19 protein-coding genes and 1 pseudogene are annotated in these 17,192 nt (G+C 71.3%); 6 read left to right on the top strand and 14 right to left on the bottom strand.

The window, feature by feature from the left end; all coding sequences use genetic code 11:
• Positions 1-15 precede the first annotated feature (15 nt).
• Together IE142_RS07185 and IE142_RS07180 are read left to right on the top strand one after the other, a co-directional pair.
• A complete protein-coding gene (locus IE142_RS07185; RefSeq protein ID WP_191884889.1) occupies positions 16-1,230 on the top strand; it encodes an MFS transporter in 1,215 nt (404 codons plus the stop codon).
• Positions 1,231-1,401: 171 nt separating this feature from the next.
• The gene (locus IE142_RS07180; protein WP_191884888.1) at positions 1,402-2,490 is read left to right on the top strand and encodes a PP2C family protein-serine/threonine phosphatase; all 1,089 of its coding nucleotides are present in this window, start codon (positions 1,402-1,404) and stop codon (positions 2,488-2,490) included.
• Between the two features lie 17 nt (positions 2,491-2,507).
• On the opposite strand, the gene IE142_RS07175 is transcribed toward IE142_RS07180, so the two are convergent.
• The 7 genes from IE142_RS07175 to IE142_RS07145 form a co-directional block, all read right to left on the bottom strand.
• Positions 2,508-3,209 (bottom strand): DUF5701 family protein, encoded by a 702-nt coding sequence (locus IE142_RS07175; RefSeq protein WP_191884887.1) that lies wholly within the window; start codon positions 3,207-3,209, stop codon positions 2,508-2,510.
• Positions 3,206-3,934 (bottom strand): CatB-related O-acetyltransferase, encoded by a 729-nt coding sequence (locus IE142_RS07170; RefSeq protein WP_191884886.1) that lies wholly within the window; start codon positions 3,932-3,934, stop codon positions 3,206-3,208. The genes IE142_RS07175 and IE142_RS07170 overlap by 4 nt, the downstream gene beginning before the upstream one ends.
• Positions 3,931-4,824: a Vgb family protein gene (locus IE142_RS07165; protein ID WP_191884885.1), complete on the bottom strand. Its 894-nt coding sequence runs from the start codon at positions 4,822-4,824 to the stop codon at positions 3,931-3,933. Before IE142_RS07165 ends, IE142_RS07170 begins: the two co-directional genes overlap by 4 nt.
• Before the next feature lie 108 nt (positions 4,825-4,932).
• Positions 4,933-5,766, bottom strand: coding sequence for a PIG-L family deacetylase (locus IE142_RS07160; protein ID WP_191884884.1), 834 nt, complete (start codon positions 5,764-5,766; stop codon positions 4,933-4,935).
• A gap of 688 nt (positions 5,767-6,454) precedes the next feature.
• Entirely contained in the window at positions 6,455-7,009 is a 555-nt protein-coding gene (locus IE142_RS07155; protein WP_229830204.1) for a phosphodiesterase, read from the bottom strand.
• Between the two features lie 170 nt (positions 7,010-7,179).
• A complete protein-coding gene (locus IE142_RS07150; protein WP_229830202.1) occupies positions 7,180-8,343 on the bottom strand; it encodes a zinc-dependent alcohol dehydrogenase in 1,164 nt (387 codons plus the stop codon).
• 20 nt (positions 8,344-8,363) lie between these two features.
• On the bottom strand, positions 8,364-8,828 hold the full coding sequence (locus IE142_RS07145; protein ID WP_191884882.1) for a hypothetical protein: 465 nt from the start codon (positions 8,826-8,828) through the stop codon (positions 8,364-8,366).
• Positions 8,829-9,281: 453 nt separating this feature from the next.
• Between IE142_RS07145 and IE142_RS36360 the strand changes: the two are divergent.
• A pseudogene (locus IE142_RS36360) lies at positions 9,282-9,482 on the top strand (hypothetical protein); the annotation flags it as partial.
• A gap of 44 nt (positions 9,483-9,526) precedes the next feature.
• Here the strand turns inward: IE142_RS36360 and IE142_RS07140 are convergent.
• The 6 genes from IE142_RS07140 to IE142_RS07115 form a co-directional block, all read right to left on the bottom strand.
• Positions 9,527-10,069: a DUF1360 domain-containing protein gene (locus tag IE142_RS07140; protein ID WP_191884881.1), complete on the bottom strand. Its 543-nt coding sequence runs from the start codon at positions 10,067-10,069 to the stop codon at positions 9,527-9,529.
• On the bottom strand, positions 10,053-11,024 hold the full coding sequence (locus tag IE142_RS07135) for a Rieske (2Fe-2S) protein (RefSeq protein WP_229830199.1): 972 nt from the start codon (positions 11,022-11,024) through the stop codon (positions 10,053-10,055). Before IE142_RS07135 ends, IE142_RS07140 begins: the two co-directional genes overlap by 17 nt.
• Positions 11,025-11,119: 95 nt before the next feature.
• On the bottom strand, positions 11,120-11,581 hold the full coding sequence (locus IE142_RS07130) for a phosphotransferase (RefSeq protein WP_191884880.1): 462 nt from the start codon (positions 11,579-11,581) through the stop codon (positions 11,120-11,122).
• A 126-nt stretch (positions 11,582-11,707) separates the two neighbouring features.
• Entirely contained in the window at positions 11,708-12,802 is a 1,095-nt protein-coding gene (locus tag IE142_RS07125; protein WP_191884879.1) for an HTTM domain-containing protein, read from the bottom strand.
• Entirely contained in the window at positions 12,792-13,409 is a 618-nt protein-coding gene (locus tag IE142_RS07120) for a DUF5819 family protein (RefSeq protein WP_191885060.1), read from the bottom strand. The genes IE142_RS07125 and IE142_RS07120 overlap by 11 nt, the downstream gene beginning before the upstream one ends.
• Before the next feature lie 241 nt (positions 13,410-13,650).
• Complete coding sequence (locus IE142_RS07115) at positions 13,651-14,868, bottom strand: ice-binding family protein (RefSeq protein WP_268252953.1); 1,218 nt, start codon at positions 14,866-14,868, stop codon at positions 13,651-13,653.
• Here IE142_RS07115 and IE142_RS37315 point away from each other — a divergent pair.
• From IE142_RS37315 to IE142_RS38700, 3 genes are all read left to right on the top strand, one after another.
• Complete coding sequence (locus IE142_RS37315) at positions 14,840-14,971, top strand: hypothetical protein (RefSeq protein WP_258876816.1); 132 nt, start codon at positions 14,840-14,842, stop codon at positions 14,969-14,971. The genes IE142_RS07115 and IE142_RS37315 overlap by 29 nt on opposite strands.
• 520 nt (positions 14,972-15,491) lie before the next feature.
• A complete protein-coding gene (locus IE142_RS36350; RefSeq protein WP_370466309.1) occupies positions 15,492-16,115 on the top strand; it encodes a DUF5994 family protein in 624 nt (207 codons plus the stop codon).
• Positions 16,112-16,384 carry a DUF5994 family protein gene (locus IE142_RS38700; RefSeq protein ID WP_370466308.1) on the top strand — a complete coding sequence of 91 codons (273 nt, stop codon included), beginning with the start codon at positions 16,112-16,114 and terminating at the stop codon, positions 16,382-16,384. Before IE142_RS36350 ends, IE142_RS38700 begins: the two co-directional genes overlap by 4 nt.
• 159 nt (positions 16,385-16,543) lie before the next feature.
• On the opposite strand, the gene IE142_RS07110 is transcribed toward IE142_RS38700, so the two are convergent.
• On the bottom strand, positions 16,544-17,170 hold the full coding sequence (locus IE142_RS07110) for a hypothetical protein (protein WP_191884877.1): 627 nt from the start codon (positions 17,168-17,170) through the stop codon (positions 16,544-16,546).
• Positions 17,171-17,192 lie beyond the last annotated feature (22 nt).

Below are 17,192 nucleotides of genomic sequence, written 5' to 3'. Positions count from 1 at the left end.
CCCGAGACTCCCCGCATGCCGGTCACGCCCCGCAAGAACTACGCGGACCTGTTCAGGACCCCCGAGTTCAGCCCCCTGTTCCTCTCCACCTCCGCCGACATCGCCGCCCGGACGGTGAGCGGACTGGCGCTCGGCACGCTCGTGTTCCGGGCGACCGACTCGCCGCTGCTGTCCGCGCTGAGCATGTTCGGCCCGGCGCTCGCCCAGGTCCTGGGCGCCACGCTCTTCCTCTCCGGTGCGGACCGGCTGCCACCGCGGGCGACGCTGGCGGGCCTCTCGCTGGCCTTCGCCGCCGCCACCGCGGCCCTCGCGCTGCCCGGCCTGCCGGTCTGGGCGATGCTCGCCGTCGTCCTCAGCGAGGGCCTGATCGCCTCCCTCGGCGGCGGGGTCCGCTGGGGCCTGCTCAACGAGATCCTCACCAAGGTCGGGTACCTGGCGGGGCGTTCGCTCTTCAACATGATGAGCGGCGTCACGCAGATCACCGGCTACGCGGCCGGCGGCGTCCTGGTGACGCTGCTGTCGCCGCGCCTGTGCCTGCTGCTCGCGGCCGGGCTGTACGGTGCGGCGGCCGGCCTCGCCCTCCTGCTGACCCGCCGCCCGCCCCGGGCCGCCGGCCGCCCCTCCGTGACCGCCACCTGGCGCGCCAACTCCCTGCTGTGGTCCGCCCGTCCGCGCCGCCACGTCTACCTGGCGCTGTGGATCCCCAACGGCCTCGTCGTCGGCTGCGAGTCCCTGTACGTCTCCTACGACCCCCGCGCCGCGGGCACGTTGTTCGCCTGCGCCGCGCTGGGCATGCTGGCCGGGGACGTGACGGTGGGCCGCCTGCTGCCGGCCCGGCTGCGTCCGCGCCTGGGCGTTCCGCTGCTGGTGCTGCTGGCCGCGCCGTACCTCGCTCTCTTCCTGCGCCCGCCGCTGCCGCTGACAGCCGTACTGGTCGCCCTGGCCTCCGTCGGCTTCGGCGCGAGCCTTGTGCAGCAGGAGCGCCTGGTCACCCTCACGCCGGACGAGCTGACCGGGCACGCCCTCGGCCTGCACTCCGCCGGGATGCTCACGGCGCAGGGCCTCGCCGCGTCCCTGGCGGGCACGGTGGCCCAGTTCACCTCCCCGGCCACGGCGATGAGCGCGATGGCCGTCGTCTCCCTCGCGGTGACGCTCGCGCTGACCGTGGCGAGCCGAAGGGACGCGGGCGACGGAGGGCTGCTGCCGAGGCGGGTGCCGGAGGCGGCGTGATCCGCGGGACCGTCGCGATCCGCGGGGCCCGTCCGGCTCTCGGCCTCGATTGGGTCAAGGACCGCTCGGTGACTCCTGCGGAATCAAACCCATGCATAGGCTAAGAGACTGGGGAGGGACGCCTGAGAACAGGACAGGGCGGCTCTTGAGCGCTGCGACACCGGAGTAGTCATGACCGTGAAGAAGTCGCCGTCCAGTTCCACGATGCTGGCCTGGATGCCCGTGGCGGCCATGACGGTGGTCGCCGTCGTCGACCTCACGGCCGGCCCGGACGTGGGGCTGCTGCCGCTGGTGTCACTGGGACCGGCGTTCGCCGGTCTGGTCGGCGGCTGGCGGCGCACGGCGGTGATCGGGCTGGTCGCGCTGCTCCTCTGCTTGGGCCTCGGCATGTACAACGGGCTCTTCGACCGGCCCCGCGGCTACACCGCCATGGTGTCGGTGGCCGGCGTCACCGGCGTCGGCATCGCGGCGGCCGTGATGCGCACGAGCCGGGAGGCGGAGCTGGCCAGCGTGCGGTCGATCGCGGAGGCGGCCCAGCGGGTGCTGCTGCGCCCGGTGCCGCTGACCGCGGGCCCGTTGCACGCGGCCGTCTCGTACACCTCCGCACTCGCCGAGGCCCGTATCGGCGGCGACCTGTACGAGGTGGTGGCCTCCCCGCACGGCGTCCGGGTGATCGTGGGCGACGTGCAGGGCAAGGGCCTGGGGGCGGTGGAGACGGCGGCGCGGGTCCTCGGCGCCTTCCGGGAGGCGGCGTACGACGAGAAGGACCTGGTCAAGCTCGGCGAGCGGCTGGAACGCAGCGTCGCCCGGGAGTTGGAGGACGAGAAGTTCGTGACCGCGATCCTCGCCGAGATCGGCCTCGACCACCAGGTCGTCCTCCTCAACTACGGCCACCCGGCCCCGATGATCGTCCGCCCCGACGGCACCGCCGACTTCCCCGAACCGCCCGCATACGCCCTCCCGCTGGGCCTGTCCGCCCACGGCGGCCCCGGCCCGGGGCCCTTCCCCGTCCCCTTCACCCCCGGCGACCAGCTGCTCCTCTACACCGACGGTGTCACGGAGGCCCGGGACGAGGAGGGCGGCTTCTACCCGCTCGCGGAGCGCGCCCACCTCCTTGAGGACCCCGACGTCCACCGCGCGCTGGACGCCCTGCGCGAGGACCTGGTACGGCACGCGGCCGGACCGCACCACGACGACGCGGCGATGCTGCTGCTGCGCTACCAGGAGCACGACCCGGCCACCGCGGCTCCGGCCGGGTGAGGTGAGGGGAGTGCTTCTCAGGCGTGGCGGGCGCCCGCGGACGCCATACCGAGCCAGGTGTGCGGGTTCCCGGCCCAGCACCAGCCGAGCTTCGGGGCCTTCCGGCTGATCCAGATCGCCGGGACCCGCCGGTCACCGGACCGCGACCCGCCGAGCGAGAAGCACTTGTTCTTCACCAGGATCTGCGGGTGGTGCGTCATCAGCGCGATGCCCTCCTCGATGGTGAGCAGGGTGCGGCCCCGTCCGGCGAGTGCGGCCATCGCGTCGTTCGGTACGGCCCCGCAGAACTCCTCCCCGCGCTCGATGTCGAACAGCAGGTGGACACCGTCCCCGCCGGGCGGCTCGGCCTCCTCGGTGGCGACGAAACGTTCCAGGGAGCCCGGCTCGAAGCTGCGGTCGACGAAGCCGGGCAGTTCGCCGCCGTGGAGGCTGGTCAGCGGCACGGTCCGTTCGATGGGCGCGAGCTCGCGGGTGACGACGAGGACGAACGGCACCCGGCCGTTCGCGGCCGGATCGTACGGGGTGCCCGCCGCGGCGCCCGCCCGCTCCACGGCCTCGGCGCGCAGCGGCGCCGCCAACTCGGCGAACTGCTCGGGGGTGCGGCCGGCGAGCGCCGGGTAGCCGAGCGAGGTGAGCGTCCGGACCTGCCGGTCGAACTCGTCCCCGGCGTCGTGGGAGAGGGAGCCGGAGGTCGTTACGGAACTCTTCCGGTCGGTCAACCGAGGTCCTCCTTCGCCTTCTTCGTCTTCTCCGTCGCGGCGGTCATCGCGACGGACTCGATGTCGGCAGGGCTGCCGGACATGATCGTGCGGACATGGCGGGTGACCATCTCGACCGGCCAGTCCCACCACGCGGCCCGCTGCAGCCGGGCGACGTCGTCGGCGTCGTACCGGGTGCGGATGGGCCGCGCCGGATTGCCGCCGACGATCGTGTACGGCGGCACGTCACCCGTGACCACCGCACCGGCGGCCACGATCGCCCCGTCGCCGATCCGTACGCCGGGCATGACGGTGACGCCGTGGCCGAACCACACGTCGTTGCCGACGACCGTGTCGCCACGGCTCGGCATGCCGGTGATCAGGTCGAGCGTGGCCTTGGCCCAGGCACCGCCGAACATGGTGAACGGGAAGGTGGAGACGCCCATCGTGGGGTGCTCGGCCCCGGCCATCAGGAACCGGGTGCCGGAGGCGATCGCGCAGTACTTGCCGATGACGAGCTTCTCCGGCCCGTACGCGTAGAGCACGTTGCGGGTCTCGAACGCGGTGGCGTCATCGGGGTCGTCGTAGTACGTGAAGTCGCCGACCTGGATGCGTTCGTCGGTGACGAGCGGCTTGAGCAGGACGACTCTCGGGTGCTGCGCGAGCGGATGCAGCACGCCGGGGTCCGGGACGGCCTCGGCGTCGCTTCCGGGACGGTGGCCGGGGTCGGTTCCGGGGTCGGTCATACGGGCACCTCGATCCGGGCCAGGGAGCCGGTTTCCAGGGCGCACCACAGCGCGCCGTCGTGCGGGGCGATGCCGTGCGGTTCGCTGTCGGGGCGGGACAGCGCGTACGAGGTGACGCGCCCGTCGACGGTGATCCGGCCGACCCGGCCACTGCCCCACTCGGTGAACCACATCGCCCCGTCGGGCCCGGCGGTAACGGCGTGCGGCCGGCACGCCGGGTCGGGCAGCGGGTACTCGGTGATCTCGCCGTCCACGGTGATCCGGCCGATCCGCCCGGCCCCGATCTCCGTGAACCACAGCGCGCCGTCCGGCCCCGCCGCGATACCGACCGGCGCCGCGCCCCCGGTCGGCAGGGCGTGGACGGTGCCGGTCCCGTCGGTGCCGATCCGCCCGATCGCGTTGTGCTGGTTGAGGGTCGTCCACAGGGCCCCGTCCGGCCCCGCCGTGATGGCGGACGGAAAGTCGCCGGGCGCCGGGTACTCGGTGATCTCGCCGTCCATGGTGACGCGGCCGATCCGGTCGGCGGCGGACAGCGTGAACCACATCGCGCCGTCCGGCCCGGCGACGATCCCGAACGGCCCGCCCTCCGGCGTCGGCGGCGCGAAGGACGAGTAGGAGCCGTCGGGCGCGATCCGCCCGATGCGGTGCGCCCGGTACTCGGTGAACCACACCGCTCCGTCGGGCCCCGCCGCGACGATGGTCGGCCCGGCCCCCACCGGGTGGACGGTGACACCGCAGCCGCCCGGGTCCCGGCGCGCGACGGCGCCCTGGTGAACGAGGGTGAACCAGAGGGCGCCGTCCGGCCCTTCGGCGAGGGCGTAGGGGCCGGCGTCCGGGCCGCTGACGGTCAACTCCCGTACAGACGCAGAGACTTCCCGAAATGCATTCATCAGTAGTCAACTTAGACCACTGACGTCGTCGGAGCCACCGACATCCCGGGAACCACCGACATCACCGAGACCACCGACGCCCCGTGAACTCTCGGTCGGACGGGCGGATCAGCGCAGTCCGGCGAAGAGATCGTTCTCGGGGACGGCCGCGCCCGTGGCGTCCTGGACACGTACGAATGTCTCCACGCCCATCAACTCGCCGAACCTCTCCTTGCCCATCTTGAGGAAGAAGATGTTCTCGCCCTGACTGGCGTGGGCGGCCAGCGCGTCGAACTTCTGACCGCTGAACGCGGTGGTGTCCACCCATGTGGTGATCTCATCGTCGGGAAGGCCGATCTCGGCCAGCGCGGCGGCCTCGGCAGGATCCGGCTCCGGCATGTCCTCACCGAACTCGCGCATGGTCTCTCCGAACCGCTGCATCATCGAGCGGGGCATCGTCGTCCAGTACACCTTCGGTGTCAGCGCGGTCATCTCCAGCGCCGCCATCGTGATGCGGTGGGCCTGGATGTGGTCGGGGTGGCCGTAGAAGCCGTTCTCGTCGTAGGTGACCACCACGTCGGGCCGGTAGTGCCGCATGAGTTCCGCGAGTCGGGCAGCGCCCTCCTCCACGGGTGTCCGCCAGAAGGATCCGGGGGCGTCGTTGCTCGGCCAGCCCACCATCCCGGAGTCCGCGTAGTCCAGCATCTCCAGATCGCTGACCTTCAGGACGCCGCAACTCGCCTCGAGTTCTTGACGGCGCATCACGGCGACGGCCGCCGGATCGTGCCCGGGATCGCCCGGCTTGACACCCCCGGGCCCGTCCCCGCAACCGCCGTCGGTACACGTCACGAGAACCGTGCGGATGCCTTCCGCCGCGTAGCGCGCGAGGACCCCTCCGGTTCCGGTGGCCTCGTCGTCGGGGTGGGCGTGTACTGCCATGAGCGTCAAGGGCCGGTCAGTCATGAACAGTCCTCCTGCACGAGTACGTGCGGTCCGATGGTCCGAGTGCGCGGCGGGGCACCGCGATTCGGGGGCCCGGATCCTGGTGGGGCGGACGGCCTTGTGGCCTCCGTGTCTCCCGCCCCGTGCGGCACCGGTCCCGGTCGATGCAACCGTGCCGGCCGGACCGGCTGTTCCCGCCACGAAGGCTTTTTCCAGGTGCCGGGGCTCAACGCGAAGGTGGTCGGTCCCGATGGAGTGCCGCGACGCGCGGGCCCACGCGGCCGGAGCCGACCTGAAGGGCATCCAGGAGACCTCGCGAACGCAGCTCCCGGAACGGACCCGGACATCGGCTCACGCAAGCGGCCCCGGACGACGAGTCCGGGGCCGAAACAGGCTCCTCGCTGGGCAAGAAACCCCAGGTCAGAGCGTTAACGCAGTGTACCCCCGGCAGGATTCAAACCTGCGCCACCCGCTTCAGGAGTTTTCCCTGGGAGGGCATGTGACCTGGGGAAACGGTGATCGCAGGCCATCTGGCCTGGGAACACTCACCTCTGTGGTTCCCACATGTTCATGGGGTTTCCCGATCTCGTGTGTGCTGGATGCGTTTCGGGTGAGCCCGCTCCAAGGGCATGGGGCCGACCGGGGACCACGTCTTCCTCTGCCGGGTCCCTCTGATCCGTGCCCTGCCACTCGTGCAGTGATGGGCGTCCTACTGGGCATGGGCGTTGCCGGTTTCGTCGGGCTCGCCGGTGGTTCGTCCGTGGCGGGAGCCCGCGTAGGCGGCGTCGCGGAGTCGGCGCAGGCGCCCGGTGGGGTGAAGTCCGGGCAGGCTATGGGCGTAGGGGTCGTAGGACACGGTGCTGGTGGCCGGAGCGGGGTGTACGGCTTCCAGGGACAGCGAGGCGAAGGTGCGCCAGGGTTCGTCGGGGGCGGCTGCGCGCAGGTCGAAGCGGACGGGCCGGCGGGCGATCTCCTGCCACAGGGTCGGCAGGGTGTCTTCCGCGGTGCCGCCCGGGTCGGGGACGGGGAAGGCCGCCAGGACGCGTTCGCGCTCACCCAGCCGGTAGGACAGCAGGGTCGAGTACGGGCCGGTCAGGGCATCGGGCCGCAGCAGAGGCAGATGGCGGCCGAACCGGCCTGGGCGGCTGGACGTGAACAGCAGGTCCAGCGTGCTGCCCCTGCCGTCGGCGTCCTCGACCCGGACGGCCAGGCCCAGGCCGTCCGGCAGCCGCCGGTGCAGCCCGAGCGCACGGGACCAGCGCACGGTCGCACGGTAGGAGCCGGGCCGGTCCAGCCATGGAACACCCCACCCCGTACCGGCGCGGCCGGCGACGGTCAGCGTCCCGGTGCACAGCACCCCGTGTGGGTGCAGGGCCGGCGCCGATCGCCACCTGGCCAACCGGGCGGCCACTCGGTGAGCGACCCGGTCAGCGATCACGCGGCCCCTCGGAACTCGGGGCGGATGACGGCGCGGACGCAGCCGTCGGTCTTCTCCTTGAACATGTCGTACGCGGTGGGCGCTTGGTCGAGCGAGAGGGTGTGGGTCGCCAGGTGGGCCGTCTCGATCTCGCCGGCGGCCAGCCGGTCCAGCAGCATCGGGATGTAGCGCTGGCCGTGCATCTGCGCGCCGCGCACGGTGAGCCCCTTGTTGATCACCGCGCCGAGCGGGAACTTGTCGACGGCGCCCGCGAAGACACCCAGGATGAACACGGTGCCCGCCTTGCGGCAGGCGTGGATCGCCTGGCGTACGGCGGTGGGCCGGTCGGTCTGGAGGCGGAGCTGCTGCTTGGCCCGGTCGTACAGGTGCATCGGCCCGTCGCTGTGTGCCTCCATGCCCACGGCCTCGATGCACACGTCCGGGCCACGTCCACCGGTGCGCTCGCGCAGTTCCGCGGCGACGTCCCTGCTGGTGTAGTCGATGGTCTCCGCGCCGACGTACCGTTCGGTCATGGCCAGGCGCTCGGGGACGCGGTCGATGGAGATCACCCGCTCGGCACCCTTGAGAATCGCGGCCCGGGCAGCCATCTGTCCCACGGCGCCGCAGCCCCAGACGGCGACCACGTCACCGGGCTTCACCCCGGCCAGGTCGGCGCCCATCCATCCGGTGGGCACGGAGTCGGAGACGAACAGGGCGCTGGTGTCGTCGATGCCCTCGGGGACCTTGAAAGCGCCGTAGTCGGCGAAGGGCACGCGGACGTACTCGGCGTGGCTGCCGCGCAGGCCGCCCATGGCGTGCGAGTAGCCGAAGATACCGGCGGTCTCGTAGCCGAAGAGTGCCTGGCCGATGCCCGGGTTGGTGTTGGTGTTGTCGCACAGGGACCACAGGTCGTTGGCGCAGTACCAGCAGCGCCCGCAGCCGACGAAGGAGCAGACGACGACCCGGTCGCCGACCTTGTGCCTGCGCACGGCGGAGCCGGTCTCGACGACCTCGCCGACGAACTCGTGGCCGATCACGTCACCGGCGCGCATCGCCGGGATGTAGCCGCCGATGAGGTGCAGGTCGGAGCCGCAGGTAGTGCCCGCGATCAGCCGCACGATGACATCCTGGTCGTTGCGCAGTTCCGGGTCCGGGACCTGCTCGACGGACAGCTTGTTCACGCCTTGCCAGCACAGCGCCTTCACAGCACTCCCTCCCCACCGGAGCGGCGGGTGAACAGTTCGATCAGCTTGCCGCCCGGCGTGGGGCGGGTGGTGGGCGGCGTGTCGGGCCGCAGCACCTCTCCCGCCTCCAGCAGGGACTTGGCGTCGCGCAACGCGCGCCGCAGCTCCTGACGCGGGTCCTGCCCGGCCAGCCGCGCGGGCACGGAGGCCGAGGCGGCGGAAACGGGCTCCTTGAAGCGCGCGGCCAGCTCGGTGCCGCGGTCGCCCGGTGCCGGCCGGATTCGTACGTCGATCCGTCCCGCGAGGTCCTCCAGGGGCGGTGACAGCTTCCCCTCGGACCCCACGTCCGTGGGCGGCCGGTTGACCGTCACGGTGAGCCAGCGGTCGCCCGCCCGCTCGTCGGCCCGGTGCGCCGGCCGGGACCGCCGTACGGCCGCCGCCCCGACGGCCGCGACCGGCACCGCCCACCACAGCTTCCTCATCGAACGCCCTCCGCTTCCGGTGTCCCGGCGGCCACCGTCCGGCGCCGGGTTTCCGTAGCCCCGCGGACGAAACGGACACGGTCACCGAGGCCGGTACTCAGCGCTGCCCCCGTCGTCACCCGTCCGACTGGAAGATGGGGCCGTTCGGCCTGCCATCGGCTGGGTGCGGGGGCGGACCCGTACCGGAGAGAACGACCTTCCACGAGGGCTGGACACACCCTGCCCCAGACACGGGGCCGGAGAGGCGGACCGTCGCCGTCGAACGGCCGACCAGGCGCTCTGTCGAGTGAGGAACGTGATGGCGACCCATTCCGAGCCGGTGGCTCCTGTCCCGGTGGCCGAGCGCCGTGGCCGGGGCCACGTGGTGGTCACCGCTGACCACGACCGACCACGAGAAGATCGGTCACCTCTACCTGATCACGTCGTTCGCGTTCTTCCTGATCGGAGGAGCGCGGTGTCGGCGCCCCGCCCCAGACCTGGCCCCGCCGCGAACTCGCTGTCGACCTGCTGCACAAGACGCTGTACGCCTTCGGCACCGGCGCGGTCGCCGACGCCCTGGCCGCCCGGTCGGGTCCCGGTCCCGGGCAGCGGCACACCGCGATGCTGCGCCCCGGCCGCCGGTCCGACGTGGGACCTCTGCCCCGGGAACGGTGACCGCCACGCCGCGCCCGCGCGGTGGTCGGGCGGGCGCGGCGTGGTCAGTCGCCGGTCGTCTTGGCGACCAGCGCGCTGTACGTCAGTTGCAGGGCGTCCGCGCCGGCCAGCGCGGTGAGCGCCCCCATGGCGGTGCGGGTGGCGCGCGGCCAGAGCAGTTGTCCGGCGGTGAGGGTCGACGCCACCCAGACGCTCATGCAGAACGGGCATGTCACCAGCTCGCCGACCGTGGCCTTGGCCCCTTCGGACTGCGCCTCCTCGTGCAGCTCGGCCGGTCCCTCAGGGCCCTGGAACGTGGTGAAGGGAGCCCTCAGCGGACTCGTCACCGACGCCTTGCTCAGCAACCGGCTCAGCCGGAACGTCGCGATCGCCGTCAGTGCCACGTCCCAGGGCTCGGGCCGGTCCGGCAGCGGACGACCGCGCATCCTGACCACCGCCGCCCACCCCGCCGTGTAGACACCGAAAGCCGTCATGGCCGCCGCGTAGCCGTGCAGCGGGCGGTCCTCTCCCGTCGAGTAGGTGCGTTCGGTGCGGCGCAGTCGTCGCCTCAGCCGCGCCACGACACCGCCATCAGTTGCCGTGCCCATGGCCTTCGTCCTTCCCTGCCCGCTCCGGTGCCCCGGCCGTTCGGTCCTCGTCCGCGCTCTCCGTGCCGTCCTCGCGGCGCAGCCTGATCTCCACGTGTCCGTCGACGACGCGGGTGTCGAAGGCGGGCTGGGGCGCGGTGGCGGGGCCGCGGACGTTCCAGCCGTCCGAGAGCCGGAAGACGCTGCCGTGCCACGGGCACTCGACGCACCCGTCGGCGACCGTGCCCTCGGACAGCGGGCCCGCCAGGTGGCTGCACCGGTCCGCCAGCGCGTGGAAGGTGCCGCCGGTCTCGCGCACCACCAGGACCGGAACGTCGTCCACGGCGCGCCGCACGGGCCGGCCGGCGGGGAACTCGTCCACGGTGCCGATCCGGTGCCAGTCTTCGCCGACGACATGGGGTACTTCCTCGGCGTGGTTGGCTCCGGAAGCCTGCCGGTAGGCGAGGTGGCCGCCGAGCATGCCTCCCAGGCCGACCGCCGTCAGCCCGAGGAAGCCGTACGCGCGGCCCGCTGTGGCCCGTCCGGTGAGGCGGCACAGGAGCGAGGCGCCGTACAGCCCCACGGCCGCCGTGTTGGCCACGGCGTGCACGAGCCCCACCCGTGTCTGCTGCCGGTGCAGCTCGGCCCAGTCGACCGCGCCCGCCAACGCGGCCGGACCGGCCGCCGCCATGCCGACCCCCACCAGGAGGCCGGCCTCCCGGGTGCGGCCGGGCCACAGGTCGAGGACGGCGGCGGACATCCAGCTGCCGATCGGCACCTGGACCATCAGGGGGTGCACAGGATGACCGAGCCATCTGCCGTGCAACGCGTCTCGAGCCCGGCCCAGCGGGAGCGCTCGCACACTCCTGGTGAGCTTGTCGATCGCCGCGTCCGCCCTGGGATCACGCTCCAGGGCGTCGAGCAGCCACAGCATCCGATTCTGGCCCATACGGCGACGACCTGGCTTTTTGCTCATGGGCGAAGGGTCCCCATGAGGGCAGGGGACAAACAGCGGCCGGGCCGGCCAGGAGGAGGCGGAGTCAGCCCTTGCCCTGCCAGGAGGAGGCGGAGTCAGCCCTTGCCCTGCCAGGCCGCAGCGTTGGCGGCGAACGCCTCCTTGGCCTCCGCTGGTGCGGTGCGCCAGGAGGGAAAGCGGCGGGCGAAGGCGTCCGCCTCAACGAGCGTGTGTCCGGTTTGGAGCAGGCGCAGGATGAGGATGGCGGGATCGATCCAGGCTGCGCCGCGTGTGGGCCAGGCCCAGTCGATGATGTGGGCGCGGTGGTCCACGAGCACGTTGTGCGGGGCGAGGTCGGTGTGCAGCAGGGTGTCGCCGGAGAAGAGGGCGGCAGTTCCGGGCGGGGCGTAGGCGGCCCAGCGCTGTTCGGCGGCCTTGATGGGAACGTCTGTGGGAGCGGTGGTCTCCTGGAGTTCCGCAAGAGCCGCAGCGACGAGGGGCAGGTCCGGGGAGCCCGGGCTGCAGTCGGCGTGCAGCCCCGGGAGGACCTCGTACCCGAGGAGGTCCCAGCCCGCCACCTCGATGTGCCAGTACAGGCGGGGGGCAGGCGCGGGGGACGACCTGCGCTCTCCCCGCAGGCCGCCGCTGACGGTGGCGCCGGCGAGCCGTCGGTGTCATCTTGTCCGCCTCCCTTCCGCCGACCGTCACCGCGGGTGCAGCTCGGCGCTCCCGGACTTGACCTGCGGAGGCACGGCACCACCCCCCGCCACCCCGGTCTCTCCGCGGGGACGCGGCAGCCGTACGCCGAGCCGCCGTGCCGTACGGCGCCCCAGGCGGGGCAGTGAGGTGTAGAAGCGGTCGGGCAGGAACACGGCGTCCGCGATGATCATGGCACCCGAGAAGACCGGCAGCCCCAGCAGGACCGCGATGCCGGCGTGCATGCCCAGCAGGACCGCGAGGAAGGGGTACTTGAGCCTGCCGAACAGTACGAACGGGAACGCGACCTGGGTGAGCACGGTCAGGTAGCTGATGGCCGCGATCGCGAGAGGGTACTGGTCCAAGAAGAGGGAGAGCGCGGGCCAGGGCTGGAAGAGTTCCAGGTGCAGTACGTAGTGGAGTGCCGTGCCGTCGGCCCAGTACGAGCCCTGGACCTTGTACAGGCCGGCTGATCCGTACAGGAAGCAGACCTGGGCAGCGATGACGAAGACGCCGCAGTTGTGCACCACGGTGGTCAAGGTGACGCGGGCGTCACGGAGTTGCCGCGCGGTCGGGCCGGGACTCTTCGCACGGGTCGCCGCACCGGCCGCGCGAGACGCCTTGCGCCGCTCGCGGCGTGCGTCCAGGGACCAGCGTCGGCCGCACGCGGTGAGCACGAGGTAGAGGGACATCAGGAGGACCAGGTTGTCGCCTCCGTCCGTCATGAAGATCGACCGGGCGTGGAACGACGTCACCACGACGGCGAACACCATGGACGTGGCCCGGGTCCGCCAGCCGAGCATGAACAGCGCGGACGTCACGAGAGCCATCCCGTAGCACAGCTCGAAGTAGGCCCGGTTGTCCGACAGGAGCAGGAAGCTGTACCACCCGGTCTGGTCGAAGAGCTGCGCGGCCAGCGCGGGTGTCCACGGGGAGTCCGGACCCCAGATCTCGTGGCGGTGCGGGAACTCGCGGAGCAGGAAGACCAGGTAGAGCAGTCCGTAGCCGATGCGCAGCACCGACGTGGCGTACAGGGATACCGGCCGGCCGGTGACGAGCGCGATCGCCGCGGAGGGGAGCTTGCGCAGCCTTTCACTTCCCATGAGAGGTCACCTTCCACCAGGGCAGGAGTCGGTTCTCGACAGGTTTCTGCGGGCTGTCCGCTGCGTTGGAGCCGGGTGCCGCGACGGGGAGAGTGATGACCCGGAGCTGAACGAAGTCGATGTCGCGGATGCTGTCGCCGCGGTGTTCGGCGATGCGGTCCGAGGCGATGTTGTTCATGTATTTCTGGAGCATCACGGCTCGCTCCGAGCGAGCGGTGTCGTCCTTCCCGTGCGATTCGGCGTAAGCGGCCCAGGCGCGGCGCAGCAGATTCTGCGCCGTGTGGCTGGGAAACGCCTGGTGTTCGATGGCCTCACTGTCCACGGCCGACAGGTCGAACCAAGGACTGACCTGCATCGATCCATCGGGGCCGGCGTGCGCGGTTCTCGCCAGGACCTGTCGGTTGACGGAATCGGGATTGGGTGCGAAAAGCCGCCAGTTCTGTTCGAAGAGGGGGTAGACCCATGCGTCGATCTGCTGGCTGTACCGCCGAGAGACGGGGTTGGGCGGTGCGACGTGGAAGAAGACGAGGGCGATGTGGACCAGAGTCACGGCCAGGCAGAGGAACACGGTCGTATGCAGGACCGCGTTGAGCAGGCGCACGCCCACGGGACGTGGTTCGCAAGCGCCCGGTTCGCCGTGGCGCTCTCGCGGCGGAACGGAGTCGCACTGCTCGAGGTCCTGCACGTCCGCTTGTCCGGTTCGGCTGGACACCGCCCACCTTGCTTTCATGTCTTCTGCCCGCGATCGGTATGCATCTGGAGACGCACCGGAGGCGCGCTGCGGAATCGATGTGATTCCGCAGCGCGCCGTCATCCGGTGAAGGGACTCATCGCAGCTCGATGGCTGTCTAGCCCTTGGCGTCCTTGTGTTCCTCGGTCTTCGGAGCGTCGCCGTAGCCGTAGCCGTGATCCGGCTTGCTGGGCATTCCTCCGTTCTCCTTGCCGGGCTTGCCGCCCTCGTCATGACCCTCTCCGTGGCCACCACCGGGCTTACCGCCATGGTCGTCCCCGCGGCCGGGCCCACCGGGCTTACCGCCATGGTCGTCCCCGCGGCCGGGCCCACCGGGCTTGCCGTTGTGGCCGCCGGTGGCGTTGCCGGCGGTGTTGCCCGAGGTGTTTCCGGCGGTGACGTTGTTCCCACCGGTGTTCCCGGCGGTGTTGCCGGCGGTGTTGCCCGCCGTGTTGCCGGAGGTGATTCCGGAGGTGGACCCCACGGTGCTCCCGCCGGTGACGAGCGGCCCGCCCAGGAGGCCGCCACCGATCAGGCCGACGGTGGTGCCGGTGGTCGTACCGGTCGTGGTGCCGACCGTCGTGCCGGTGGTGGTGCCGACCGTCGTGCCGGTGGTGGTGCCGACCGTCGTGCCGGTGGTGGTCCCGGTCGTCGTGCCGGTGGTGGTCCCGGACGTGGTGCCGGAGGTCGCGGTCGAGCAGTTGCCCGGGAAGATCCTGTTGTCGTCGAGCGTCACGGCACCGTTGCGGGCCAGCGCCCGGCCCTCGATGTTCGTCCCCGTGTTCACGCTGATCGAGGTCAGCGCCATAAGGGTGCCGACGAACGTCGAGTTGGTGCCGAGCGTGGCCGAACTTCCGATCTGCCAGTACACGTTGCACGCCGAGGCGCCGTTCGTGAGCAGCACCCGGCTGGAGGAGGCCGTCGTCAGCGCCTCGGGGATCTGGAAGACCCAGACGGCGTTCGGGTTCCCGCCGGCGTCCAGGATCAGGTCACCGGTGAGGCCCACACCGGACGAAGCGGTGTAGACGCCGGGGAGCAGGGTCTGGCCGGCACCGATTCCCGCCGCGAGGGCGAAGTCTGTGGCCTGGCTCGCGGCGTTGTTGTATGCCGTGACGAGGTCGCTCTTGGCGTCGTTGGCTACCTGGTCCGCCGCGTGCACGGCACCGAGTACCTGGCCCGGCGGGAACCCGGAGATAGCCGTCCCCGGACTCACTCCGAGATCCTGACTGAGGAGTGATGGTCCGGTGTTGGTGACCTCAGAACCTGCCAGAACCGAGAAACTGGCAGCCGTGCCGAGGGGCACGGGCGTGGCGATCGCCTCGGCAGGCGTCGGCACGACGGCGACCATCACGGCGGCAACCGTCGCAGCGAGTCCTGTGGTCAGCCATCCGGTCAAAGAGCGGCATCTGGCCGCCTGCGGGATCTTCAGCTTCATTTGAGAGGCCATTTCCTGTGGAGGGGCCGTCAGCTACCGGGCCTTTTTCCTGCCGGGAAGCTTGAGAATTGGTGGCATATTACGCAGAAGTGCGCCCGAGTGGGATTGATTGCAGGCGGGTCGTGCCCGGTTGGGGATTAAGAACTCCAATGCACGCCACTAGTCTTTAATTAATACTTAAGCCGACGGGGCTGGCTGACGGGAAGTAAAGAAACCGATGTTCCGCGGCGCGGTGCAGTCCGCGTCGAGGGGCGCCGTGGACGGCAGTCCGATGGCCGGCTGGTGGGCCAGGTGGCGGCATCCGGTCTGGATCGGCGTTCTCACCGGATACCTCTCCCTCTCCGCCACCACCACGCTGCGGCCGAAACCGCTGGCAGGCGGGGTTGTCGCATCGTTGAGCGCTGTCCTGTTCCTCTGGTGGTCCCAGCACCCGCTGCTCGGCGGCCGGGTCCGCTGGCGTGCCCTGCTGCCGGGCGCGGCCGCCACCGTGATCGGTCTGCTCGGTCTGAGGCTGGCTGGTCGGCGTGGGTGCTGTCGTCTTCGGCGGCGCGCTGGTCGGCCGATTGCTGCATGAGGAACTCCTACGGATCACCCGGGTCACCGTGGATCCGGTTCACTGGCCCGTCATTCCGCCGCAAGGTGCCGTGGCCGGGCATGTGGGGAAGGTCGGCTGGTTCCTGGCCGAGCAGGACTCGCACGAGCTGTTGTTGCTGTCGTACCGCGTGGGTCGCTGGAACCTGTTGGTGATTCCGCCGTCGACGCCGTCTGCCTCGGCCGCGTGGCTGATGGCCGCCGGGAGCGACCCCCAGGGCACGTCGACCGCGAGCCGGGCTCGTGGCGGAGGCGGAAGACCTGCGGACTGCCGCGAAGGACGGCCGTGCCCTCGGAAGCGGTCTGGAACCCCGAAGGCGGGCACGTGGTCGATCCTGCCCCGCGTCCACGGATCCCCGCAGCCGCCGCTGGCGTCCCGAACCAGGCGAAGGGGATGTGAGGATCATGGGAAGCCTCGTCACCGTGATCGTGCTCTTGGCGGCGATCGCCCTGGGCGTGCTCGTCTCTCCACCTGCTCAACGCCCAGCACGGTGAACGCATCGCCGCCTTCCACTACGGCCCGCGTGGAACGGGAAGGGGCTGACGTCACCGCTTGACGGCGGAAACAGGTGATGCTCATGACCGGATACGATCCCCCTTCGGCTGCCCGGCACGTGCCGGGTGGCGTTCACGAGGCCGTACGGCCCGGATATGCGCGCGCACCACGGAGTCGCGAGAAGGTGCGCTCGACGGTGCCTGGTGGCCACGGTCGCGCGACGTCCGTGGCGAGCTGCCCGCGCTGCGGGACGTCCTTCACCGGGAGCGACAACACCACCCGGGCGGGAAACTCATCGCCACCGGAAGCGCGCCGACCTCGCCGGAGTGAGGCCAGCCGATGATCCAGCAGGACCCGCACACCCTGGGCATCTGGGCACTCTCAGCCGAACCGATGTGCCCTCGATGTGCCCTGGCCGTCCGACGGCCCCTCCCCGGCACGGAGAAGGGCGAGGCCCGAAGACCCCGCCCGACCCTCACGCAACCCAGCTCAGGGCCACACCAGGCAGTACGGCTGGTGCCCCGCCTCGTGCAGCCGGTGGCTGAAGTCCTGCCACTCGTGCAGCAGTTGGTACACGTTGAACGCGTCCCGCGGCCCACCCCGGTCGGGGACCGTCGACCAGATGAAGGCCGCCGCGCCGACCGCCTCCTCGCCGATGCCGCGCAGGGGGTCGACGACGGTCATCGGGAGCTTCACCACCGCGTAGTCGGGGTGCAGGACGACCAGTTCCAGCGGGGGCACCTTGTGGAGGGGAACGCCCTCGATGCCGGTGAGGACCATGGCGGCCATGGTCTCCGGCTTGATCTTGGTGAACATGCCGTTCATCCCGAGCTCGTCACCGCCGAGTTCCTCGGGGCGCATCGAGATCGGGACGCGGGCCGCGGTCGCGCCGTCGGGCGCGCCGAAGTACTTGTAGGTCACCCCCACCCGGCCACCATTCCTGCTCCCCGCCCCCAGTCGGCCGACCTGTCCGTCGAGCCGGTCGGGCTCGCCCGGGGTGCCGTGTGCCTGACGTGCTTCGGTCGATTCCGCCGCCTCGCGCCGGTGCCTTCCCCGCCGGGCACGTCGAGGACCCAGGTCGTCGGTCCCCTCGCCCAGTCCGCCACCGCGATGCATATCTCCACCCGACTGCTTTTCT

Origin of the sequence: Streptomyces mutabilis, assembly GCF_014649815.1 — a bacterium.
GTDB classification, from domain to species: Bacteria; Actinomycetota; Actinomycetes; order Streptomycetales; family Streptomycetaceae; genus Streptomyces; species Streptomyces mutabilis.
The sequence above is the reverse complement of the archived record's forward strand: the minus strand, read 5'-3'. Positions and strand labels throughout refer to the sequence as shown.